The 23,473-nt window shown below is 73.2% G+C and carries 9 protein-coding genes; 5 read left to right on the top strand and 4 right to left on the bottom strand.

Annotated elements, in window-relative coordinates; translation table 11 throughout:
- Positions 1-55: 55 nt before the first annotated feature.
- On the bottom strand, positions 56-1,729 hold the full coding sequence (locus F7Q99_RS16350; protein WP_195911089.1) for an alpha/beta hydrolase: 1,674 nt from the start codon (positions 1,727-1,729) through the stop codon (positions 56-58).
- A gap of 88 nt (positions 1,730-1,817) precedes the next feature.
- Here F7Q99_RS16350 and F7Q99_RS40425 point away from each other — a divergent pair, with 88 nt between their 5' ends.
- Positions 1,818-2,195 (top strand): hypothetical protein, encoded by a 378-nt coding sequence (locus tag F7Q99_RS40425; RefSeq protein WP_195911088.1) that lies wholly within the window; start codon positions 1,818-1,820, stop codon positions 2,193-2,195.
- A 4-nt stretch (positions 2,196-2,199) separates the two neighbouring features.
- Here F7Q99_RS40425 and F7Q99_RS16340 read toward each other — a convergent pair whose 3' ends face one another.
- The 3 genes from F7Q99_RS16340 to F7Q99_RS16330 all read right to left on the bottom strand — a co-directional run bounded on the left by F7Q99_RS16340 (position 2,200) and on the right by F7Q99_RS16330 (position 5,959).
- A complete protein-coding gene (locus tag F7Q99_RS16340; RefSeq protein WP_153462287.1) occupies positions 2,200-3,060 on the bottom strand; it encodes a GNAT family N-acetyltransferase in 861 nt (286 codons plus the stop codon).
- Positions 3,061-3,137: 77 nt separating this feature from the next.
- On the bottom strand, positions 3,138-5,186 hold the full coding sequence (locus F7Q99_RS16335; RefSeq protein WP_195911087.1) for a thioredoxin domain-containing protein: 2,049 nt from the start codon (positions 5,184-5,186) through the stop codon (positions 3,138-3,140).
- Between the two features lie 155 nt (positions 5,187-5,341).
- On the bottom strand, positions 5,342-5,959 hold the full coding sequence (locus F7Q99_RS16330) for a TetR/AcrR family transcriptional regulator (protein ID WP_195911086.1): 618 nt from the start codon (positions 5,957-5,959) through the stop codon (positions 5,342-5,344).
- Positions 5,960-6,183: 224 nt separating this feature from the next.
- Between F7Q99_RS16330 and F7Q99_RS16325 the strand changes: the two genes are divergently transcribed.
- The 4 genes from F7Q99_RS16325 to F7Q99_RS16310 all read left to right on the top strand — a co-directional run bounded on the left by F7Q99_RS16325 (position 6,184) and on the right by F7Q99_RS16310 (position 23,455).
- Positions 6,184-6,819: a DUF2867 domain-containing protein gene (locus F7Q99_RS16325; protein WP_153462280.1), complete on the top strand. Its 636-nt coding sequence runs from the start codon at positions 6,184-6,186 to the stop codon at positions 6,817-6,819.
- A 411-nt stretch (positions 6,820-7,230) separates the two neighbouring features.
- Positions 7,231-12,747 (top strand): type I polyketide synthase, encoded by a 5,517-nt coding sequence (locus F7Q99_RS16320; RefSeq protein ID WP_153462278.1) that lies wholly within the window; start codon positions 7,231-7,233, stop codon positions 12,745-12,747.
- A 53-nt stretch (positions 12,748-12,800) separates the two neighbouring features.
- On the top strand, positions 12,801-22,019 hold the full coding sequence (locus F7Q99_RS16315) for a type I polyketide synthase (RefSeq protein ID WP_153462276.1): 9,219 nt from the start codon (positions 12,801-12,803) through the stop codon (positions 22,017-22,019).
- Entirely contained in the window at positions 22,019-23,455 is a 1,437-nt protein-coding gene (locus F7Q99_RS16310) for a cytochrome P450 (RefSeq protein ID WP_153462274.1), read from the top strand. The genes F7Q99_RS16315 and F7Q99_RS16310 overlap by 1 nt, the downstream gene beginning before the upstream one ends.
- Positions 23,456-23,473 lie beyond the last annotated feature (18 nt).

Here is a 23,473-nt window from a genome sequence, read left to right as displayed (position 1 = left end):
TTCGCCATGCGGATCATTCTGAATCCGTCGGCACCCCGGTGCTCGCTGGCGCGCTTCACCGCCGGCCCTCCAGTTCGACGTCACCGCTCCCGGTGACGATGGCCGCGATGTTGTCCAGCGAAGGCCCGCCGCGCCCCGTCAGGTACTTGGTGTGCGCGTCGACGGGGTTGCCCCTGCTCCAGTTGTCGACGGTGAAGCGGTTCGCGTCGAAGTGCCTACTGGCCGGATCGCGGCCGTACCAGCGCTCGTCCGGGTCGATGCCGAACTTCGACGGCAGGCGCGTCACGACGTCGTTGTCGGCCGCGCCGACCCACACGCGGCCGGGCATCCCGAGGTCGGAGGCCTTGTCCACACCGACACCGGGGCTACCGAGGAAGATCACGTCGTCCGGCGCCGCGTCGTAGGAGCCCGGCCTGGTGGCGAGCCTGGTCGCCTGGCCGACCAGGTACGAGCCGTAGCTGTGCCCGATCGACGTGATGTGCGGTGGTCGGCCCTCGTGGCCGGCCCGAAGCCCGCTCAGGAACTTCGCGTACGCCGGTGCGCCGTCCCTGCCGGCCTTCGTGGACGCGGCACCGAGGTCCATTCCCGGCGGGTCGTACCCGAGCCACACGATCGAGGCGACCGAGTGACCGGCAGGGGCCTTCCTGCTCGCCGCGCGATAGAGGCTCAGCGCGTTCTCCGCCTCGTTGGTGCCGTCGTGCACGCGGCCCGCCGTCCCCAGGCTGTGGGTGTCGGTGGTGATCCCCGGCACGTAGGCGGAGATGTCGGTGGCGGTGTCCGGGTTCCCGTACGAGAGGACGGCTCGGCCCTTGCCCTCACTGCCGAGGCCGAGGAGAAGGACGCGCGGGGACGCCGGGTCCCTCCCGTCCTTGTCGAGCCGTCTGACGATGGGCCCGTAGAGGTGGTACAGGGCCTTCTCGTGGGAGGTCATCGGCAGGTGGCCGTCGTGCTTCTTCATGATGCCGGTCATCAGAGTCCTCAGGTGCGCACGGTTCACGCGGTCCCGCACCTCCGCCGGGATGCCGTCCAGGTTCCCGATCGCCTGCGGGTGGTGGCTGACGCACCACTGCTGCCCCTCCGGCCCCAGGGCTTTCCACCAGCCGTTGACCTCCGTCGGGGCCGCGTCCTTGTCCGGCGTGTTCAGCCGCCTCGCCGCGTTGCCCGTCGCGGCGAGGTACGCGTCCGCACTCGCCGTCCTGACGTCCAGGCCGGACTGGTCGGCGGCGTGGTCGGCGTACCGCTTGAGCGCCTCGGCCAGCCGCTCGTCGACCGACGTGGCCTCCGCCAGCGCCGCGCCGATCCGCCTGCCGATCTCCTCGGCCGCCGCCTTCTGCTGGGCCTCTCGGTCCGGCGCCCGGTAAGGGTTCGTCGACGGGGGCCGGCTCACCGTGCCGCACTCGTCGACCGACAGGCCCTTGGCCCGGGCGTCAAGGAGCGCCTGGCGGAGCCTGCTCCGGGCGAGCGTGAAGGCGTCGGCACAGTCCCGCAAGTCCCTGCCGATGCAGCCGAGTTCGATCGTCGCCGCACGCAGCTTGTCGGTGATGCCGTCCAGCACGGGGATCGCGGCGGTGGCTGCCGGACCGGTCCACTCGGACCCGTGGACCCGGTCCGCGGTACCGCTCTTCCAGTCCGCGGCGTATTGGGAGTACGCCTTGCATAGGGCGTCGTACGCGTCCGCCAGCGTGTGGAGATCGGCCACATTGGCGTTCTTCAGACTTCTGAGGTCCATCGCCATAGCCACCCGTGACCCATGGTTCCCACCCGCATACTCGCGGCTACCATAGCGCCCGCGACCGACACGGCGATCAGGGGACACGATGGCGGGCGGGACGGGATTCACGGTCAATCCGCGGGAGTTGACGGCGGCCGGGACCAACGCGGTGGCGGTGGCCGGGAAGGTGCCGGACGAGACGGCGAAGCTGGGCGACCCCACCGACAAGGCGGCCGCAAGCCTGACCGGCTGGAAGAGCGGGACGGCGCTGCAGAGATGCGGCACCGCGTGGAAGACGCTGCTGGACGAGCTCGCCGGCACCATGAAGGATGCCGGCGGCCACCTCGTCACGTGCGCCCACACCTACGTGAACGCCGATCACCTGCCGGCGCCCGTCGCGACCGATGCGCCCGACCCCTTCGACACGAGGATCGTCGGCTTCAACGCGAGGATCGTCGGCGGGAGCCCGATCGACCACGCGTGAACCGCTACCTCGCGAAGTCCACCGCCAGGCAGTCCTCCACCGGCCGGTACCCGATCTGCTGGTAGATCGAGTTGCTGGTCGGGTTGGCGAGGTCGGTGTACAGCAGCACCTCCGCCGCGCCCTGGGCGAGGGCGTGGGCCGAGGCGGCGGCGGTGACGGCGCTGGCGTAGCCGCGGCCGCGCAGGTCGGCGGGGGTGTAGACGGGGCCGATGCGGGACATGCCGGCGGTCACCGGGCTGTTTCCGGCGAGGGCGACCGGGTGGCCGTCGTCCTCCCACAGGTGGAGCCCGCCGGCGGCGATGCGGTCGTCGACGGCCTGCGGGATGTTCGGCAGCATGACGCCGGTCTCGCCCCGGAACTCCCCGTACCAGCGGATCACCAGGTCGCGGTCGCCCGGTTCGGCGGGCCGGTGGCGGCCGGCCGGCGGGCGCGGCGGACCGGTCAACTCGCCGAGCCGGTACAGCCGCTGGTTCTCGACGACGGAGTGGCCGGCCCCGGTGGCGGCGCTCCATGCCGCGGCGAAGGAGCGGACCGTGTCCGCACCTCCGCTGACGCCGGCGAGTTCGCTGAACTCCGGCCCGGCGGCGGCCAGTTCGGTGGCGAGTTCGGCCGCGGCCGGCACCGGCATGAGGCCCAGCCGGGGCTCGTACGGCGGAGTCCGCAGGAAGGCGCCCGCGACCGGGCCGCCCTCCGACGCGCGCCACCACCCGAACACCGGCGGCCGTTCCCCGAAGACGTTCAGCCCGCGCTCGGCGAGCCGGTCTACGACCGTGAGCAGGACGGTGTTCTCGGCGGGGTGGGCGGCGAGGAAGCCGCCCGCCCGGTCTCGGAAGTCGTCGAGGGAGGTGCTCAGGGTCCAGGCCATGGGGCATTCTCGCCCCGAACGCCCGCGGCCCACCAGCGAATTACTCGACACCGGCGATCCACGCGGCCACCGGCGACCTACTCGACCGCCACGCCCAGCCGCTCCGCCAGCACCGCCGCATCCGTGGTCGGCGCGTCGCACGCGAAGTGCCGGCAGACGTACGCGGCGGGCGCCCCGCCCATCAGCGGCCGGTCGGCCAGCAGCGGCACCTCCGCACCCGGATCCCCGGGCTCGCCCACCGCCACGACCGCCCCGGGCGCCGTGCCCAGCAGCGCGACCCGGCGCAGCGCGGCCGTCGCCGGATCACCGGCCGGGCCGACGACGGCGACCTCGCGGGGCCCGTCCAGCAGCGCCTCCGCGACGGCGAGCCCCCACCCGATGAAGCGCGGCGCCCGGGACGCGAGCGCGCCGACGATGCCGAGCGCCCGTTCGGCGGCGGTGCGGTGGCGGTCCGAGCCGGTGTACGCGGCGTATGCGAGGAGGGCCCCGGCAGCGGCCGTCCAGCCGGACGGGGTGGCGTTGTCGGTCGGGTCCTGCGGGCGCCGGATCAGCTCCTCGGCGTCGTCGGCGGTGTCGTACAGGGCGCCGGACGCCTCGTCGGCGAAGTGCCCGAGCACGGTGTCGAGCAGTCCGCCGGCGAGCTGGAGCCACTCGGCCCCGCCGGTGACGGCGTACAGCGCGAGGAAGCCCTCGGCGGTGTCCGCGTAGTCCTCCAGGACGCCCGCGTTGGCACCGGCGCAGCCGTCCCGGGAGGTGCGCAGCAGCCGCCCGTCGGGGGTGAGGTGGACGGCGAGCAGCAGGTCGGCGGCGCGTTCGGCGGCCTCGACGAGGTCGGGCCGCTCCAGCAGGGCGCCGGTCTCGGCGAGGGCGGCGATGGCGAGGCCGTTCCAGGCGGCGACGACCTTGTCGTCGCGGGCGGGCGCGGGCCGCTGCGCGCGCGCTTCGAGGAGGCGCCGCCGGATCTCCTCGTACTCGTCGAAGTCCTCCGGTTCGGCGAGGAGTTGGAGCACCGACGTGCCGTGCTCGAAGGTCCCGCCCGCCGTCACCGAGAACAGCCGGGCGGCGGTGGCGGCGTCGGCCGGCCCGAGCAGGTCCACCAACTGACCCGGCTCCCACACGTAGTACGCGCCTTCGGCCGGGGCGCCGGTCTCCTCGTCGAGGCTGTCGGCGTCCAGCGCGGAAGCGAACGCGCCCTCGGGCGTGCGGAGTTCACGCAGCAGGAAGTCCGCGGTCGACAGCGCGACCCTGCGGGCTAGGGCGGACCCCGTCGCCCGCCACAGGTGCAGGTACGCGCGCAGCAGCAGCGCGTTGTCGTACAGCATCTTCTCGAAGTGCGGCACCACCCAGCCGGCGTCCACCGCGTACCGGGCGAAGCCGCCGCCGAGCTGGTCGTGGATGCCGCCGCGGGCCATCGCCTCGCCGGTGCGGACGGCCATCTCCAGCGCCGCCTCCGAGCCGGTCCGGGCGTGGTGGCGCAGCAGGTACTCGATCACCATGGCCGGCGGGAACTTGGGCGCGTCGCCGAAGCCGCCGCGCTGCTGGTCGAACTCCCGGCTGAGGGCGACCAGCGCCTGGTGCAGATCCGCCTGCGCGGGCGGACGGTGGGAGCCGGCCGAGTAGACCGAGGCCCGTTCGGCGAGGTCGGCCCGGATCCGGGCGGCCACCTCGCCGACCTCCTGCCGGCGGTCCCGCCAGGCCGCGTCGACGCCTTCCAGCACCTGCCGGAAGGACGGCATGCCGTGCCGGGGCTGCGGCGGGAAGTAGGTGCCGAAGTAGAACGGCTCCTTGTCGGGGGTGAGGAACACCGTCATCGGCCAGCCGCCCTGCCCGGTGGCGGCCTGGACGGCCTCCATGTAGACGGCGTCGACGTCCGGCCGCTCCTCCCGGTCGACCTTGACCGCGACGAACCGCTCGTTGAGGTACTCGGCGACCCCGGCGTCCTCGAAGCTCTCGTGCGCCATCACGTGGCACCAGTGGCAGGCCGCGTACCCGACCGACAGCAGGATGGGCGCGCCCCGCCGCCGCGCCTCCTCGAACGCCTCGGGGCCCCACGGCCACCAGTCGACCGGGTTCTCGGCATGCTGCAGCAGGTAGGGCGAGGTCGCGTCCGCGAGACGGTTCGGCATGCCCCCATCCTCGCGCATCGGCGCACGACCGGGGGTCAGGGCGCGTCGTGCGGGTCCTTGCCGGGCCCGCGGCGGAGCGCGCAGGACACGCCCTGAGTATCACTCCTCGGGAGTCTCCGGCTCGTCCGTGTGGCCGACCCTCTCGACCTGCCGGTTCATCGACCCGGTGTGGGGGGTGTGGCGCCGACGAGGGCGAGTGTCGCGTCGAGCAGGGCGGAGGTCAGGGCGGGGAGTTGGTCGGGGGATTCGCGCAGCAGGAACAGCCAGGCGAAGACCGGGCCGACGAGCAGGGCGTTGAGGGTGGCCGGGTCGGGGCGGGTGGTGAGTTCGCCCCGGGCGGTCGCCCGGTCCAGGATCTCGGTGAGGGTCCGGCGCTGGAATCCCAGGTACCTCTCGACGAACCGGTCGCGCAGTGCGGGGTCGGCGTGGACGTCGGCCAGCAGGCCGGGGACCGTCCCCTCCGGCGGAGACGCCATGGTGTCCGCGATCTCGGCGAGCACGGCGGCCAGGTCGGCGCGGAGCGATCCGCGGTCGGGTGCCGTGGCCAGGAACTGGTCCGGCAGCAGAACGTCGAAGATCATCTCTTGTTTGGTGGCGTGGCGCCGGTAGATCGCCGCCTTGCCCACGCCGGCTCGCGCGGCCACCTCGGCCATCGTGAGCCGCGTGTATCCCACCTCGGTCAGCAGTTCTCGAACGGCGGAGGCGATGGCGTCGTCGACGCGGCTGTCTCGGGGGCGGCCCCCCTGGGTGCGAGCTTGCTTCCGATCAGACATGGGTGCAACATACAGAACCAGGAGTACCGAAACCAACAGTTCCAAAACTGGCGGATCCGTATTCCCTGGTGCGACCGTGACCCGGCGCGCCGGCCGCATCGATGGCGTGGTCCACGAAGACGGCGCCCGACTCCGCCGCGACCACCGCCGCGCGGACGGCCGGCGACGGCATCGCCGGGTCCCCGCCCAACCGACAGGGCACACAGGCTCGGAAGGAATGACCGATGCGAATCCCGAAGGCGGCCCACACCGCACAGCCGTGGCGGATCCACGAGTTCACCCGTGACTTCCGGATCGAGGACGTGTGGTCCTTCCGCACGCCCGACGCCGGGCCCGACGACTTCCCCGTGATGGTCAAGGCACTGAAGACGGCCTACGACACCCGGAAGGCTCCCGCCGCGGTCAACTTCCTGTTCGCGGTGCGCTGGAAGCTCGGCGCCCTGCTCGGCTGGGACACCCCCAAGGCGGGCCTGGGCGGACGGGTCGGCTCGCTGTGCGACCGCATCCCGGACGACCTCGCCCGGACCGCGAACGACGTCATCCCCGCCACCGACCCGTTCTCCGAGGTGTACCAGCTCGACAACGAAGCGGCCCGCGAGCTGGGCAACAAGACCTGCCACACCGTCATGCACCTGGGCTGGGTGCCGACCGAGGACGGCGGATACGAACTGCGCATGGCGGCGCTGGTCAAGCCCAACGGTCTGTTCGGACGGGTCTACATGGCCGGCATCCTTCCGTTCCGGTACCTCATCGTCTACCCGGCACTGACCCGCCAGTGGGAACGCGCCTGGCTCGACTTCGGCCGCCCGAACCGGCACACCGGAGACGCCGCGCGCGGAGGGACGGCCGGTACGGAATAACCCGAACCGCGGTCCGCAGCCCATGGCCGGCCGCCGGCGCCGTACTCGGCGCCGGCGGTCGGCCTTCCTCATCCTGCCCGGGTCCTGTTCTCACCTCCTGCCTGGCAGGTTCGGGACACGCAAGAGTCCGTCACTGGCAGGTTCTGGCCATTAGCGGAGCTTGCATCTACACGAACCTGCTAGATCTTGTGCCTGTCGTACCGACCAGCGAAAGACCGGATTCGGGGATCCGGGAAGTGCCGCGGCCATCGGCTTTTGAGGCACGGAATCTCACACACCAGACCGGGGCGCGGTCGATGGCGACTTCTTTGCCCTGATACCGGACGCGGAGCCCGAACGGGATCCCGCGCGATACCAAGCGTCGTCGTTTGAGTTCATCGAAGTCGAGTTCATTGAGGTGCGAGGGAAGGCATGACTACGGAGACCGACGAGCAGCAGGAAAAGCTTCTCCGCTACCTCAAGAAGTCCGTGATCGAACTCAACGAAACGCGGGCCCTGCTACGGGAAAAGGAAGAACGCGCCACCGAGCCGCTCGCGGTGGTCGGTATGAGTTGCCGCTACCCTGGCGCGGACTCCCCGGAGGAACTGTGGGAGGTCGTCGCCGAAGGCCGGGACACGATATCCGGATTCCCCGTCGATCGCGGTTGGGATCTGGAGGGGATCTACGACCCGGACCCGGACCGGCTCGGTGCCAGCTACACCCGCGCGGGCGGATTCGTTTCCAGCGCCACGATGTTCGATGCCGACTTCTTCGGGATCAGCCCGCGTGAGGCGCTGTCCATGGACCCGCAGCAGCGGCTGCTGCTGGAGTTGTCGTGGGAGGCGTTCGAGGACGCGGGCATCGATCCGGCCTCGTTGCGCGGCAGCGACACCGGGGTCTACACCGGTGTCGGCCCGTCCGACTACGCGGCGGTACCGGCCGGTGCGGCACCGCAGATCGAGGGGCTGCGGCTGACCGGCGGCACGACCAGTGTGGTGTCGGGCCGGGTCGCCTACGCCTTCGGCCTGGAGGGGCCGGCGATGTCCGTGGACACCGCGTGTTCGTCGTCGCTTGTGGCCCTGCACCTGGCCGCACAGGCCCTACGCGCCGGGGAGTGCTCCCTGGCGCTGGTCGGCGGCGTGACGGTGCTGGCCGGGCCGACGCTGTTCGTGGACTTCAGCCGGCAGCGCGGTCTGGCTCCGGACGGCCGGTGCAAGCCCTACGCGGCTGCCGCGGACGGCACCGGTTTCTCCGACGGCGCGGGCGTGGTGATGCTGGAGCGGCTGTCGGACGCGCGGCGGAACGGGCACCGGGTGCTGGCGGTGGTACGCGGCAGCGCGGTGAACCAGGACGGGGCCAGCAACGGCCTGACGGCCCCGAACGGCCCGTCGCAGGAACGCGTGATCCGCCAGGCGCTGGCCAACGCCGGGGTGTCGGCGGCGGACGTGGACGCGGTGGAGGGTCACGGCACGGGCACCCAGCTGGGCGACCCGATCGAGGCTCAGGCCCTGCTGGCCACCTACGGTCAGGAACGCGAGCACGGCCCCCTGTGGCTGGGCTCGATCAAGTCGAACATCGGGCACAGCTCCGCGGGCGCGGGACTTGCCGGCGTCATCAAGATGGTGCAGGCGCTGCGCAACGAGACGCTGCCCGCCACCCTGCACGTGGACCGGCCCTCGCCGCACGTGGACTGGGAGTCCGGCGGCGTCGAACTGCTGACCGAGACGCGGCCGTGGAAGGCCGGCGATCGTCCGCGCCGGGCCGGGGTGTCCGCGTTCGGGGTCGGCGGCACCAACTGCCACGTGATCCTGGAGGAAGCACCCGTCGACGAGCCCGCCGACGCGGTCGAACCGGCCCCGGTCGCCGGTCTGCCGGTGGTTCCGGTCCCGGTGTCCGGTCGCGGCACGACGGCTCTTCGGGCCCAGGCGGACCGGTTGCGCGCCAGTGTGCTGGCCCGTCCGGAGCTCACTGCGGCCGAGGTCGGGTTCTCCTCGGCGACGACCCGGGCCCACCTCGATCAGCGTGCCGTGGTCCTGGCATCCGATCGCGCCACCCTGCTGTCCGGACTGGCCGAGCTGGCCGCGGGCGGAACATCGGCGGCCGTGGCCGAGGGCAGGGTGCTCACCCCGGGCGCGCTGCCGGTGTTCGTGTTCCCGGGGCAGGGCGCGCAGTGGGTCGGCATGGCGGTCGAACTGCTGGACTCCTCGCCGGTGTTCGCGGCGGAGATCGCCGCCTGTGGTGAGGCGCTGTCGGAGTTCGTCGACTGGAAGCTGGACGACGTCCTCCGCGGCACCGAGGGCGCGCCGTCGTACGAGCGGGTCGACGTGGTGCAGCCCGCCCTGTGGGCGGTGATGGTGAGCCTCGCGGCGCTGTGGCGCTCCTACGGCGTGGAGCCGATGGCGGTGGTCGGCCACTCGCAGGGTGAGATCGCCGCGGCCGTGGTGGCCGGCGCCTTGTCGCTGGCCGACGGCGCGCGGGTGGCCGCTCTGCGGTCGCGGGCCATCGCGGAGCGGCTCGCCGGGCTCGGCGGCATGGTGTCGGTCACCGCGCCGGTCGAGCGGGTCGAGGAGCTGATCGCCCCGTCCGGGGGACGGGCGTCGATCGCCGCGGTGAACGGTCCGGCGGCCGTGGTGGTCTCCGGGGAGCCCGGGGCCCTGGAAGAGCTGCTCGCGGCGTGCGAGCGCGAGGAGGTGTGGGCCCGGCGGATCGCCGTGGACTACGCCTCGCACTCGACGCAGGTGGAGAGCATCGAGGACGAGCTGGCGAAGGTGCTGGCTCCGGTCGCACCGATGCCGGGGACGATCCCGTTCTACTCCACGACGGTCGGCGGGTTCGTCGACACCACCGTGCTCGACGGCGCGTACTGGTACCGGAACCTGCGCGGGCGGGTCGGGTTCGAGCCGGCGATCCGGGCGTTGGTCGACAACGGCGCCGGATGCTTCCTGGAGGTGTCGCCGCACCCGGTGCTGACCATCGCGGTGGAGAACACCGTCGCCGATCACGGCGCCGACTCCCGGGTGGGCGTCGTCGGATCGCTGCGGCGTGACGAGGGTGGCTTCGAGCGGTTCGCGTCGTCGGTGGCCGAGGCCCATGTCGCCGGTGTGGCGGTGGACTGGTCGGCCTTCTACGCGGGCAGCGGTGCGCGTGCGGTGACCCTGCCGACCTACGCGTTCCAGCGCAACCGGTACTGGCTGACGGCGGGCACCGGCGCCGGGGACGCCGCGGCCCTCGGGTTGCACGCGGTGGACCACCCCGTCCTCGCGGCGGCCTCGCGGGTCGGTGACCGGGACGAGTGGGTCTACACCGGCCGGATCTCCCCGGACTCCCAGCCGTGGATCCGTGACCACGTGGTCTTCGGCATCCCCATCGCCCCGGGAACCGCGCTGGTGGAACTGGCGTTGGCCGCGGGCGCCGGGGTCGGCTGCGGGGCTCTGGACGAGGCGGTGCTGGAGGCGCCGCTCGTTCTCGACGACGAGGCGGGCTGCCGGGTCCAGGTGACCGTCGGCGCTCCGGACGACGACGGGCGCCGCGAGGTCGCGGTGTACTCGGCCCCGGACGCCGGGCGGGACGACGAGGCTCCCGAACCGGTCTGCCACGTGCGCGGCTGGCTGACCGCCGAGTCCGCTTCGCCCGTACCGGGTGCGGCGCAGTGGCCGCCTGCGGGTGCCGAGCCGATCCCGGTGGACGCGCTGTACGAGCGGATGGCGCTGGCCGGACTCGACTACGGGCCGCTGTTCAAGGGCATCCGCGCCGCCTGGCGGGTCGGGACCGGGATCTGCACCGAAGTGGCGCTGCCCGACGACGCCGACGATGCGGGCTTCGTGCTGCATCCGGCCCTGTTCGACGCCGCGCTGCAGGGCGCGCTGGTCGACAAGGACCCGAACGCGTCGGTGGAGATGCCGTTCACGTGGTCGGGGGTGCGCTCGGGGCGGCGGGTGCGGTCGGCACGGGTGCGGATCGCCGCGTCCCCCGAGACCGGACTGCACGTCGACATGTTCGACGAGACCGGCGAGCCGGTGATGAGCATCGGCGGCCTGGTGTACCGAACGGTGGACCCGGCGCAGCTGGAGGCGGTGCGCGGCGGCGGACCGGAGTCGCTGTACGGCGTCGAGTGGGTGCCGGTGCCGATGGGCCCGGCGGAACCGGCGGGGCTGGTCCGCGTGGGCTGGGGCGCCGACGGTTTCACCGATCTGGACGCGGTGGAGCGGGCGGTCGCCGAGGGCACCGGGGCCCCGGACGCGGTCCTGGTCCGGATCGACCGGAACATCACCTCGGACGTCACCTCCGACGCTCCGGCCTCGGCGGCCCGCGAAGCCGCCGAACAGATGCTCGCCACCCTGCAGCGGTGGCTGGCCAGTGAAGCCCTGGGCGGTACCCGGCTGGTCGCGGTCACCCGCGGCGCGGTGGCGCTCGACGGGGAGACTCCCGACATCGCCCAGGCCTCGGCCTGGGGTCTCGGGCGAAGCGTCCAGACCGAGCATCCGGGCCGGATCGTGCTCGTCGACCTCGACGCCGACGGCGCCGACGATGCCGACGTGCCGTGGGACGCCCTGCTGGCAGCCGACGAACCGCAACTGGCCGTACGGGCGGGCCGGGTGTCGGCGCCGCGACTGGCACGGGTGCCCGCGGTCGCCGCGGACGCGACGCGCTCGCTCGACCCGGACGGCACCGTGCTGGTCACCGGCGGCACCGGCGGCCTGGGCGTGGTGTTCGCCCGTCACCTGGCCGCCACGCACCGCGTGAAGAACCTGGTGCTGGTCAGCCGGCGCGGCCCCGACGCCGACGGCGCCGTCGAACTGGAGGCCGAGCTGACCGCGCTCGGTGCGCGGGTGCGGATCGAGGCCTGCGACATCGGCGACCGGGACCAGGTCGTCGCCCTGCTGGACTCGCTGGAGGCCCCGCTCACGGCGGTCGTGCACACCGCCGGCGTGCTCGCCGACGGGGTGATCGAGTCGGTGACCCCGGAACAGCTCGCCGAGGTCATGCGGCCGAAGGTGGACGCGGCGTGGCTGCTGCACGAACTGACCGCGGACACGGACCTGTCGGCGTTCGTGCTGTTCTCCTCGGGCGCCTCGCTGTTCGGCAACCCGGGACAGGCCTGTTACGCCGCCGCGAACGCCGGTCTCGACGCGATGGCACAGCGGCTGCGGGCCGACGGAGTGCCGGCCACCTCCCTGGCCTGGGGGCTGTGGGGCGACGGCGCCGGGATGGCCGGCCGTCTCGACAGCACAGACGTGGCCCGCATCGAGAGTGCCGGCGTGGCACTGCTGCCGGTCGATAGTGGCCTGGAGCTGTTCGACTACTCGCTGGGGCTCGACGCCGGACTGCTGGCTCCGGTGCAACTGGACCTGGCCGCCCTGCGGGCCCAGGCCCGGACGGGAGCGCTGCCCCCGCTGCTGCGCGGACTCGTGCGGGTTCCGGCACGGACCGCCGAGGCCGCCGGCGGTTCGCTCGTGCAGCGGCTGGCCGGGGTCACCGACGAGGACCGCGAACAGGTGGTCCTGGAGCTGGTGCAGGCGCAGGTGTCGGCCGTGCTCGGACACGAGTCGGCGGCGGCGGTCGAACCCGACCGGGCATTCCGGGACATGGGATTCGACTCCCTCGCCAGCGTCGGGCTGCGGAACCGGCTCAACAAGATCACCGGTCTGCGGTTGCCGGCCACCCTCGTCTTCGACCACCCGAACGCGGCGGCGGTGGCCCGGTACCTGCTCGAATCCGTCGAACCGGAGGCCGTGACCGGCGGCCGGGCCGACGACGACACCGCCGGGATCCGCGCGGTTCTCGCCTCGATTCCGATCGACCGCCTGCGCCAGGCGGGGCTGCTGGACACCTTGTTCGATCTGGCGCGCGGCGAGGTGCCGGAGGAGGAGACCCGGGACGGCGGCGACGGGTCGGTCGACGACCTCGACGCGGAAGCACTGATCCGGATGGCTCGAGGGGACCGCTAGGTGCGTACGGCCGACATGCGCGCCGACCGCCGCGCGGGAAGTGAGGAACGAGCATGACTGCGAACACGAACGAGCTTGTCGACGCGCTACGCATGTCGATCAAGGACAACGAGCAGCTCCGCAAGGAGAACCGGCAGCTGCGGACGCGAGCGTCCGAGCCCCTGGCGATCGTGGGAATGAGCTGCCGGTTCGGCGGCGGCGCGACGTCTCCGGAGCTCCTGTGGGAGCTGCTGTCGCAGGGCCGCGACGCCATGGTGCCGCTGCCCGAGGACCGCGGCTGGCAGGTCGACCGCCTGTACCACCCGGACCCGGATCATCCCGGGACCACGTATGCCCGGACGGGCGGATTCGTCGACGGGGTCGCGGAGTTCGACGCCGACTTCTTCGGGATCGGTCCGCGCGAGGCGCTCGCGATGGATCCGGCGGCGCGGCTGATCCTGGAGGGCGCGTGGGAGGCGTTCGAGCACGCCGGGATCGATCCGACGTCCTTGCGCGGCAGCGACACCGGTGTCTTCTGCGGTGCGATCAGCTCCGAGTACGGCGCCACGATGCCCCCGGAGCTGGGCGGGTACCGGCTGGGCATCCTGACCAGCGTGCTGGCCGGGCGGATCTCGTACCTGCTGGGGCTGGAAGGCCCGGCGGTCACGGTGGACACCGCGTGTTCGTCGTCGCTGGTGGCGCTGCACCAGGCCGCGCAGGCGCTGCGGGGCGGCGAGTGCTCGATGGCGCTGGTCGGCGGTGTGACCGTGCTGTCGAGCCCGACCCTGCTCGTCGAGTTCAGCCGGCAGCGCGGGCTGGCGCCCGACGGCCGGTGCAAGGCGTACGCGGAAGGGGCCGACGGCACCGGCTTCGCCGACGGCTGCGGTCTCATCGTGCTGGAGCGGCTCTCGGACGCGCGGCGGCGCGGGCACACCGTGCTGGCCGTCGTGCGCGGCAGCGCCGTGAACCAGGACGGTGCGAGCAACGGGCTGACCGCGCCGAGCGGCCCCGCGCAGGAGCGGGTGATCCGGGCGGCGTTGGCCACCTCGGGTCTGTCGCCCGCGGACGTGGACGCCGTGGAGGGCCACGGCACGGGAACGGAGCTCGGCGACCCGATCGAGGCGCACGCGCTGCTGCGCACCTACGGCCGGGAACGGACGAACGGCCCGCTGTGGCTGGGGTCGATCAAGTCGAACATCGGGCACACCTCGGCGGCCGCCGGTATCGCCGGCGTGATCAAGATGGTGCTGGCGATGCGTCACGAGACGCTGCCGGTCACCCTGCACGCGGACACCCCGTCGTCCAACGTGGACTGGGACAGCGGCCAGGTCGCCCTGCTGACGCGCTCGCAGCCGTGGCGGCCGGGCGACCGGCCGCGGCGGGCGGGTGTCTCGTCGTTCGGTGTGAGCGGCACCAACGTGCACGTCATCCTGGAGGAGGCGCCCTCGGCGCCCTCGGCGCCCGGCACGACCACGGACCCGGATGCGGCAGGACGGCCCTCGGGTGTCGTACCGGTGCTGCTGTCGGGGCGCACCGAGGCGGCGCTGCGGGCGCAGGCCGGGCGGTTGTGCGAACACCTGGCGCAGCGGCCGGAGTTGACGCCGGCCGACATCGGGTACTCGATGGCGACCACGCGCGCGCTGCTGGAACGGCGCGCGGTCGTCCCGGCCGCCGACCGGGACGGGCTGATGGCCGCGTTGACGGCCCTGGCCGCCGGGGAGCCCGGGGCGGTCGACTTCCGGGCGGTCGCCGGGAAGACGGCGGTGCTGTTCACCGGTCAGGGCGCCCAGCGGGCCCGGATGGGCATCGATCTGGCGCAGACGTACCCGACGTTCTCCACCGCGCTGGACGAGGTGTGCGCGGCGGTGGATCCGCTGGTCGGCCGCTCGATGCGCGCGTTGCTGAGCGCGGAGCCGGACTCCGCCGAGGCGGCGCTGCTCAACGCCACCGAGTACACGCAGGTGGCGTTGTTCGCCGTCGAGGTGGCGCTGTACCGGCTGGTCGAATCGTTCGGTGTGCGACCGGACTTCCTGATCGGGCACTCGGTGGGCGAGATCGCCGCGGCACACGTGGCCGGGGTGCTGTCGCTGGCGGACGCCGCCGCCCTGGTGGTGGCGCGCGGCCGGTTGATGGGGGCGCTGCCGGAGGGCGGCGCGATGGTGGCGGTCCAGGCCGGCGAGGACGAGGTCGTCGCGACGCTGGGCGGCTACGAGGGCCGGCTGGAGATCGCCGCGGTGAACGGCCCGCGGGCGGTGGTGGTGTCCGGTGACGCCGACGCCGCCGAGGAGTGGCTGGCGAACTTCGCGGACCGGAAGACGTCGCGGTTGAAGGTGTCGCACGCGTTCCACTCGCCGCGGATGGAGCCGATGCTGGCGGAGTTCGCCGCCGTCGCCCGGGGCCTGCGGTTCTCCACGCCGAAGATCGCGATCGTGTCGAACGTGACCGGCGAGCGGGTGACCGACGAGATCACCGACCCGATGTACTGGGTGAAGCACGTCCGGCGGGCGGTGCGGTTCGCCGACGGTGTGCGGACCCTGTACGGGCTAGGTGCCCGGCGGTTCCTGGAGCTCGGCCCGGACGCGGTGCTGACCGCGATGGCCGGGCAGACCCTCGACGGCGCCGACGACGCCGTCCTGGTTCCGGCGCTGCGCGCGCGGCACGACGAGGCCGAGACGTTCGCCCGCTTCCTCGGCGGGGCGCGGATCGCCGGAGTCGAGGTCGACTGGGCGGCTTACTACGCCGGGACCTCGGCGGCCCGGGTGGATCTGCCGACGTACGCGTTCCAGCGCGAGCGGTTCTGGCTGGCGCCCGGTACCGGCTCGGCGGACGCGTCCGCGGCCGGTCAGGTCGGGCTGGACCACGCGGTCCTCTCCGCCGCGGTGCCGGTGGCCGACCGCGACGAATGGGTGTTCACGGGGCGCATCGCGGCCGGCACGCAGCCGTGGATCGCCGATCACGTCGTGCTCGGGGCGCTGGTGGTCCCCGGTGTCGCCCTGGTCGACCTGGCGGTGACGGCCGGAACGGCGATCGGCTGCCCGGTGCTGGAGGAGCTGGAGATCACCGCGCAGGTGGTCCTCACCGACGAGCCGCGGCAGGTCCAGGTGACCGTCGGTGCCGCCGACGCCGACGGCCGCCGCGAGATCGCGATCTACTCGCGCGCCACCGCCGGCGGCGCTGCCGGCGATCGGCCGGAGGCGGTCTGCCACGCCAGGGGCCGGCTCGGTGGCGCCACGGCGTCGCCGGTGCCGTTCGACGCGCAGTGGCCGCCGGTGGACGCCGAGCCCGTCCCGGTCGACGACCTCTACACGCGCCTCGCGGAGGCCGGGGTCGACTACGGTCCGCTGTTCCAGGGAGTGCAGGCGGCCTGGCGTCGCGGCGCGGAGATCTACACCGAGGTCGCACTGCCCGACGACATCGACGGCACCGGGTACGGACTCCACCCCGCGCTGTTCGACGCGGCGCTCCAGGGCGGCCTGTTCGACGCCGAGCCGGGTGCTTCGCCGAACCTGCCGGTCTCGTGGTCGGACGTGTCGTTCGGACCGACCACCGCGGCGCGCGCCCGGGTGCGGGTCACGGCGGCGGACTCGGTGCTGCGTGTGGACGCGGTGGACGTCGACGGCGGGCCGCTGCTGTCGGTCGGCCGGGTCGGCTACCGTCCCGCGCCGGAACTCGACGGTGCGCTGCGGCACGGCACGGACTCCCTGTTCGAGCTGACCTGGACGACGGTGGACGCGGAGCCGTCGCCGGCGGCGCGGATCGCGGTCCTGGGTGACCTGGAGGCCGCCGGGGAGCGGTACGCCGATCTCGACGCCCTGAAGTCGGCGCTGGCCGGCGGCGCGCAGGCGCCCGCCCTCGTCCTGGCTCCGATCACGGCGCCGGACGGCGACACCGGGGTCCGGGAGCTGGCCGGGCATGCCGTCGACACGGTGCGCGGCTGGCTGTCGAGCCCCTTGTCGGCCGACGCGCGGCTGGTGCTGGTGACCCGCGGCGCGGTCGCGGCCGGCGACCTCGTGCCCGATCCCGCGGCGGCGGCGGTCTGGGGTGCGGTACGCGTCGCCCGGACGGAACATCCGGACACGGTGGTGCTCGTCGATCTCGACGAGCACGGCATCGCGGACTGGACCGTGCTCGGTGAGCTCGACGAGCCCGAGCTGGCAGTCCGCGAGGGTGCGCTGTTCGCGCCCCGCCTCGCCCCCGCTCCCCCGATCGAGGCCGGAGCGGTGCCGGATCGGGCCGGGACGGTCCTGATCACCTGCGGTCCGGGCGGTGCCGGCCCGGTGGTCGCCAGGCAGCTGGCCGAGCGGTACGGCGCCGAGCAGCTGCTCCTGGTGACCTTCGGCGGCCCCGACGAGGCCGTCGACGCGGTGGTCGCCGAGCTGGCCGGGTCGGGCGCTCGCGCCGTGGTCTGCGACACCGCCGACGCGCTCGCCGACGCGCTGTCCTCCCTGGACGCTCCGCTGACCGCGGTCGTCCACGCGCCCGGGGTCGTCGACGACGGCACCCTCGAGACGCTCACCGGCGACCAGCTCGACCGGGCGGTCGGCGCGAAGCTCGACGTCGCGCTGCGGCTGCGCGAGCTGACCGCCGGTCAGGACCTGGCCGCGTTCGCGCTGGTCTGTTCCGGCGCCGGACTCTTCGGCACCGCCGGGCGAGTCGCCAACGCCGCCGCCGACGCGGCCCTGGACGCCGCCGGCCACCGGTGGCGCACCGAGGGCGTGCCGGTGACCGCACTGGTCTGGAGCACCTCGGTGGACGGCACCTCGGTGGACGGCATCTCGGTGGACGCCGCCGAGGAGCCCGGGCCGGCGCGGCAGCTGGTCGACCGGATGGGCGCGGCGACGCCGGCCCTCCTCGCGCCGCTCCACCTGGACGCGGCCGACCTGCGGGCCCGGGCCCATCAGGGAACGCTGGCCCCGCTGCTGCGCGGACTGGTCCGGACGCCCGCCCGCCGTGGCCGCGCAGGCGGATCGCTGGCGCGCACGCTCGCCCGGACGCCCGAGGCGGACCGCGTGCGGGTCGTCCTCGACCTGGTGCGCGCGCAGTTCGCCGCGGTCCTCGGGCACGACGCCCACACCGCGATCGACCCCGAGCGCCCGTTCAAGGACGTGGGGCTCGACTCCATGGGCGCCGTCGAGCTGCGCAACCGACTGACCCGGGTCACCGGCCTGCGGCTGTCGGCGACGATGGTCTTCGACCACCCGACTCCGGCGGCGATCGCCCGCGTGATCGTCGGCGAACTGGCCGAGACCGCCGACACCCCGCGGCCGGTGGTGCGCTCGCGCCGCGGAGCGGTCGACGAACCGCTCGCGATCGTCGGGATGAGCTGCCGGTACCCGGGCGGGGTGAACTCGCCGGACGACCTGTGGGAGCTCGTGGCCGCCGGTCGGGACGGCATGGGTGGGTTTCCCACCGACCGCGACTGGAACATCGACGAGCTGTACCACCCCGACCCCGAGCACCCCGGCACCACCTACGCGCGGGTCGGCGGGTTCATCAAGGGCGCGGGCGACTTCGACGCCGGCTTCTTCGGCATCGGCCCCCACGAGGCACGGGCGATGGATCCCCAGCAGCGTTGGCTGCTGGAGGGGGCCTGGGAGGCGTTCGAGCACGCGGGCATCGACCCGACCTCGCTGCGCGGCAGTGACACCGGCGTGTACTGCGGTGCGGTCAACCCGGACTACGGCACCGCCATGCCGCCCGAGCTCGAGCAGTTCCACATGACCGGTGTGATGTCGAGCGTGCTGTCCGGGCGGATCTCCTACACCCTGGGGTTGGAGGGCCCGGCGGTCACCGTGGACACGGCCTGCTCCGCGTCCCTGGTGGCGCTGCACCTGGCGATGCAGGCGCTGCGGGCGGGCGAGTGTTCGCTCGCCCTGGCGGGTGGTGTGACCGTGATGTCCACCCCGACCGCCCTGTCCGACACCGCGCGCATCCACGGTCTGTCACCGGACGGCCTGTGCAAGGCGTTCGCGGCGACCGCGGACGGCACGTCGTTCTCCGACGGCATGGGCCTGCTCGTGCTGGAACGGCTGTCGGACGCACGCCGCAACGGCCACCAGGTGCTGGCGGTCCTGCGCGGCAGTGCGATCAACCAGGACGGCGCCACCAACGGCCTGACCGCTCCGAACGGCCCCTCCCAGGAGCGGGTGATCCGGGCGGCCCTGGCCGCGTCGGGTCTGGAGGCGGCGCAGGTCGACGTGGTGGAGGCGCACGGCACCGGCACCAAGCTGGGCGACCCCATCGAGGCGCAGGCGCTGCTGGCGACCTACGGCCGGGACCGCGACGGCCAGGGCCCGCTGTGGCTGGGGTCGCTCAAGTCGAACATCGGGCACGCCGGCCCCGCCGCCGGCGTCGGCGGCGTGATCAAGATGGTGCAGGCGCTGCGACACGAAGTGCTGCCGCGCACCCTGCACGTCGACGAGCCGTCCCCGCACGTCGACTGGGAGGCCGGCGAGGTCGAGCTGCTTCTCGAGGACCGGCCCTGGAAGAGCGACGGCCGGCCGCGCCGGGCCGGTATCTCGGCCTTCGGCATGAGCGGCACCAACGCGCACGTGATCCTGGAGGAGGCCCCGGCGCCGGATCCGCTGCCGCGGTCCACCGGCGAGCGGCCGCCCGCCGTGCCGGTGCTGCTCTCGGCCCGTTCCCGGCCCGCGCTGCGGGCGCAGGCCGAGCGGCTGCACGCCGCTCTGCTCGACGACCCCGGCCTCGACCCGGTCGACGTCGGCTTCTCGACGGCGACGACCCGGGCGGCACTGCCGCGGCGGGCCGCGGTCGCGGCCCGGGACCGGGCCGAGCTGCTCGACGGGCTGGCGGCGCTGGCCGGCGACATGCCGGCCGACCACACCGTCGACGGCAAGGTGCTGAACGGCAAGACGGTGTTCGTGTTCCCGGGCCACGGTTCGCACTGGACCGAGATGGCGGTGCAACTGCTGGACACCGCACCGGCGTTCGCGGACGAGATCGCGGCGTGCACGAAGGCGTTCGAGCCGTACGTGGACTGGAACCTGGAGGACGTGCTGCGGGGTGCGCCGGGTGCGCCGTCGCTGGACGTGGTCGACGGGGTGATCCCGTTGAACGTGCTGCAGCCCGCGATGTTCGCGATGATGGTCTCGCTGGCGGCGCTGTGGCGGGCCCACGGCGTGGAACCGGATGTGATCGTCGGTCACTCGCAGGGTGAGGTCGCCGCCGCCTACGTCGCCGGTGCGCTGTCGCTCGAGGACGCCGCCCTGATCGTGGTGATGCGCAACCGGCTCGCGCACGACCTGCTGCCGGGCGACGCGGGCCTGCTCTGGATCGGGGCATCGGACAACGAGGTCGAGCGGCGGATCGCCGCGTACGCCGGCAGGGCCGAGGTCGCCGTGGTGAACAGCCCGGTCTCCGTGGTGCTCGCCGGTGACACCGACGTCCTGGTCGAGGTCCAGGCCGCGTGCGAACGCGACGGCGTACGAACCCGCGCGCTCGGTTCGGCGTTCGCCTCGCACACCGCCGCGGTCGCGCCCCTGGAGGCCGCGCTGGTGGAGTCGTTGGCCTCGGTGGCACCCCGGGCGAGCCGGGTCCCGTTCTACTCCACGGCGGTCGACGGGTACGTCGACACCGTCGGCCTGGACGCGACCTACTGGTACAGGAACATCCGCAACCAGGTCGGTTTCGAAGCCGCGATCTGCGCGCTGATCGACGACGGCGCGGCCCGCTTCGTGGAGGTGTCGCCCCATCCGCTGCTGGCCACCGCGATCGAGCAGACCGCGACGGCCCACGACGCCGAGGGCCGGGTCGCGACGGTCGCCACGATCGGGACGCTCCGGCGCGACGAAGGCGGCCTGGACCGGTTCGCGCTGTCGCTGGCCGAGGCGCACACGGCCGGCATCGAGGTGGACTGGGCCGGCTTCTACGCCGGGACCGGGGCCGCGCGGGTGCCCCTGCCGACCTACGCGTTCCAGCGCAAGCGGTACTGGCTGGCGCCGGCCGCGTCCGGACCGGGTGCCCCGATCGCGGCACTGCCCGCCGAGCACCACGACGAGGACGCGGACGACAGCAGCGGAGTGCTGGTGCGGCAGCTGGCCGCCGTGCCCGCGCAGGAGCGGGAGGCGCTGGCGCAGGAGGTGATCCGGGCCCAGGTCGCGGCCGTCCTCGGCCACGAGTCCGGCGACGCGGTCGAATCGGACCAGGGCTTCTGGGAGATGGGCTTCAACTCGGTCGGCGTGGTCCGGCTGTGCAACCGCCTGCGCCGGGTGACCGGCGTTCAGGTGGCGTCGACCGTCATCTTCGAACACCCCGACGCCTTCGGTCTGGCCCGCTGGCTCGTCCGGCACCTGGCGGACGAGGTGGCGGCGGCCGAGGCGGCCCCCCACGGCGCATCCGGCGACGCCGGCGAACGTGCGCCGAGCGGCGTGGCCACACGTGACGGGTCCGCACCGGACGCTTCCGCGTCCCGCGGGTCCACGGCCACCCGCCCCGCCCCGGACGGCCGCGGCACGTTCACGTCGCTGGTTCGCCACGCCCACGCCGAGGGCGAGCTCGACCGGGCGATGAGCTGGCTGATGGAGGCCTCCCGCTTCCGCCCGGCCTTCACCTCGCCCGCGGAACTGCCGCAGGACGGCGCACGGGTGGTGCGGCTCGCCAAGGGCGATCCGGGGCAGGCGGCCATCGTCTGCGTACCGTCGTTCGCCGTCGGCTCGGGCCCGCACCTGTTCCTGGCGCTCGCCCAGGGACTGCGCGGCCGTGACGTGTTCTCCTGCTCGCTGCCCGGCTTCCGTGACGACGAGCCGCTGCCCGGCTCCTGGAACACCGTCATCGGGATGCTCGCGGACGGGATCCGACAGGCCGTCGGCGACACCGAGGTGGTTCTCGTCGGCTTCTCCATCGGCGGCGCCGTCGCACACGCACTGGCCGCCGAGCTCGAACGCACGGGTCGGCCCGCGGCGGGCCTGGTCCTGCTCGACTCGCCGGATCCGCGGTCCGTCGTCGCGAACGAGGGCGGCACGTTCGCGTCGAGCATGGACGCGTTGCTCAGCGGCGGCCGCGACCTCGCCTTCGACGACTCCGGCTGGCTCGCGATGGGCGCCTACCTGCGCCTGCTGGCCGAGCGCGCCGACGCCGGTGTCGAGGCTCCGTGCCTGTACGTCCGGGCGAACGAGACGCATTCCTGGCCCGCGTGGGACCTCGGCGGCGATCTGGTGCACCTCGACGCCGGCCACTTCGAACTGATCAACGACCCGAAGTGCGCCGAGGCCGTCGAGACGTGGGTCCGGTGCGGCTTTTCTGCTGACTCAGCTCTGCACGACAAGGAGAAGTGATGAACCCCGACTCGAACGACGTGGCGGTCGAGGACAGAGCCGGGCGCTGCCCGGTCGACCACACCGCGAAGCCTGCGGAGACGGCGGTGATCCCGTCCTCGGAGGTGCCGGGTCCGACCCTGGGCCAGCGTGAACAGCTCATCCGGTTCACCCAGCAGCGCACCGACTTCCTGAACGAGTGCAAGCGGCTGTACGGCTCCCGGTTCAGGCTGGGCTTCCTGCCGGGCGTCGAGTTCTTCATCCTCACCGACCCGGACGACGTGCGGGCCCTCTTCCAGGGACCGCGCACCAGCCTGCACTGCGGCAGCTCGAACGGCGCGCTGGAGAAGTTCTTCGGCCACACCGGGATCGCCTTCCTCGACGAGGGCGAGCACCTGGCCCGCCGCAAGGCGCTCACCCGCAGCTTCAAGGGCGCGGCCTTCAACCGCATCACCGAAGCGGTGGAGCAGATCACGGTGGACGCGGTCGCGCAGTGGCCGCGTGACGAGGTCGTCGACATGCACCCGCTGGTGCACCGCTGGGCGATGAACGTGATCCGCGAGGTCGTGTTCGGCAAGGTGGTCCCGACCAACTGGCCCCGGCTGCTCGACGCGCTGATGGACCTGCTGGAGATCAACACCCATCCGACCGCGATGCTGATGTTCGACCGGTGGTCGCCGGCGAAGAAGCGGCTCATGAAGAAGCGGCCCGGCACCGGCGTCAAGGACTTCTGGAAGAACCGCCCCCGGGTCGACGCCCTGATCGCCGAGGCGGTGGCCGAGCGCCTGGAGGTCGGTGAGCTCGGCAACGACATGCTGTCGGTCCTGCTCGGCATCACGCACGAGGACGGCTCGTCCCTGTCGGGCGTGGAACTGCGCGACGAGATCATGACCATGTTCGTCGCCGGCACCGTGACGACCGTCTCCGCGGTCTGCTGGTCGATCGAGCACTTCTCCCGGGATCCGGAGCGGCTCGGCAAGCTGCGTGCCGAGATCGCCGAGGGTGCGTCCCAGGAGTACCTCACCGCCGCGGCGCACGAGGTGCTGCGGAAGAACCCGCCGCTGCCGAACAACCTGGCGCGTCAGGTCATGAAGCCGATCGTGATCGGCAACGTGCGGTACGAGCCCGGTCAGCTGCTGGTGCCGAGCGCCGAGCTGATGAACAACGACCCGGAGCGCTACCCCGAGCCGGACGAGTTCCGCCCGGAGCGGTTCCTCGGCGTGCAGCCGGGCCAGTACACGTGGATCCCGTTCGGCGGCGGGCACACCCGCTGCATGGGCGACCAGATCGCGATCCACGAGATCAAGACCATGCTGCGCGAGCTGGTGACCAACGTCGACTTCGAGCGGGTCGAGGAGGACCCGGCGAAGGCGGTGCCGCGCGGCCCGGTGGTGGTGCCCCAGCGCGGTCCGCGGATGGTGCTGCGCCCCCGGACCGCGGTCGCGGCCGGGAACTGACCGCGGATATTCATTGAA

Origin of the sequence: Streptomyces kaniharaensis (assembly GCF_009569385.1) — a bacterium.
Classification (GTDB): Bacteria; Actinomycetota; Actinomycetes; order Streptomycetales; family Streptomycetaceae; genus Kitasatospora; species Kitasatospora kaniharaensis.
Note: the sequence above shows the minus strand (reverse complement) of the source record. Positions and strands in the feature narration are given on the sequence as shown.

Bases quoted from the DNA above. Each gene is read 5' to 3' on its own strand.
- F7Q99_RS16320 (WP_153462278.1), top strand. From the start codon at position 7,231: ATGACTACGGAGACCGACGAGCAGCAGGAAAAGCTTCTCCGCTACCTC.
- F7Q99_RS16315 (WP_153462276.1), top strand. From the start codon at position 12,801: ATGACTGCGAACACGAACGAGCTTGTCGACGCGCTACGCATGTCGATC.
- F7Q99_RS16350 (WP_195911089.1), bottom strand. From the start codon at position 1,729: ATGGACCTCAGAAGTCTGAAGAACGCCAATGTGGCCGATCTCCACACG.
- F7Q99_RS16310 (WP_153462274.1), top strand. From the start codon at position 22,019: ATGAACCCCGACTCGAACGACGTGGCGGTCGAGGACAGAGCCGGGCGC.
- F7Q99_RS16335 (WP_195911087.1), bottom strand. From the start codon at position 5,186: ATGCCGAACCGTCTCGCGGACGCGACCTCGCCCTACCTGCTGCAGCAT.
- F7Q99_RS16340 (WP_153462287.1), bottom strand. From the start codon at position 3,060: ATGGCCTGGACCCTGAGCACCTCCCTCGACGACTTCCGAGACCGGGCG.
- F7Q99_RS40425 (WP_195911088.1), top strand. From the start codon at position 1,818: ATGGCGGGCGGGACGGGATTCACGGTCAATCCGCGGGAGTTGACGGCG.
- F7Q99_RS16325 (WP_153462280.1), top strand. From the start codon at position 6,184: ATGCGAATCCCGAAGGCGGCCCACACCGCACAGCCGTGGCGGATCCAC.
- F7Q99_RS16330 (WP_195911086.1), bottom strand. From the start codon at position 5,959: ATGTCTGATCGGAAGCAAGCTCGCACCCAGGGGGGCCGCCCCCGAGAC.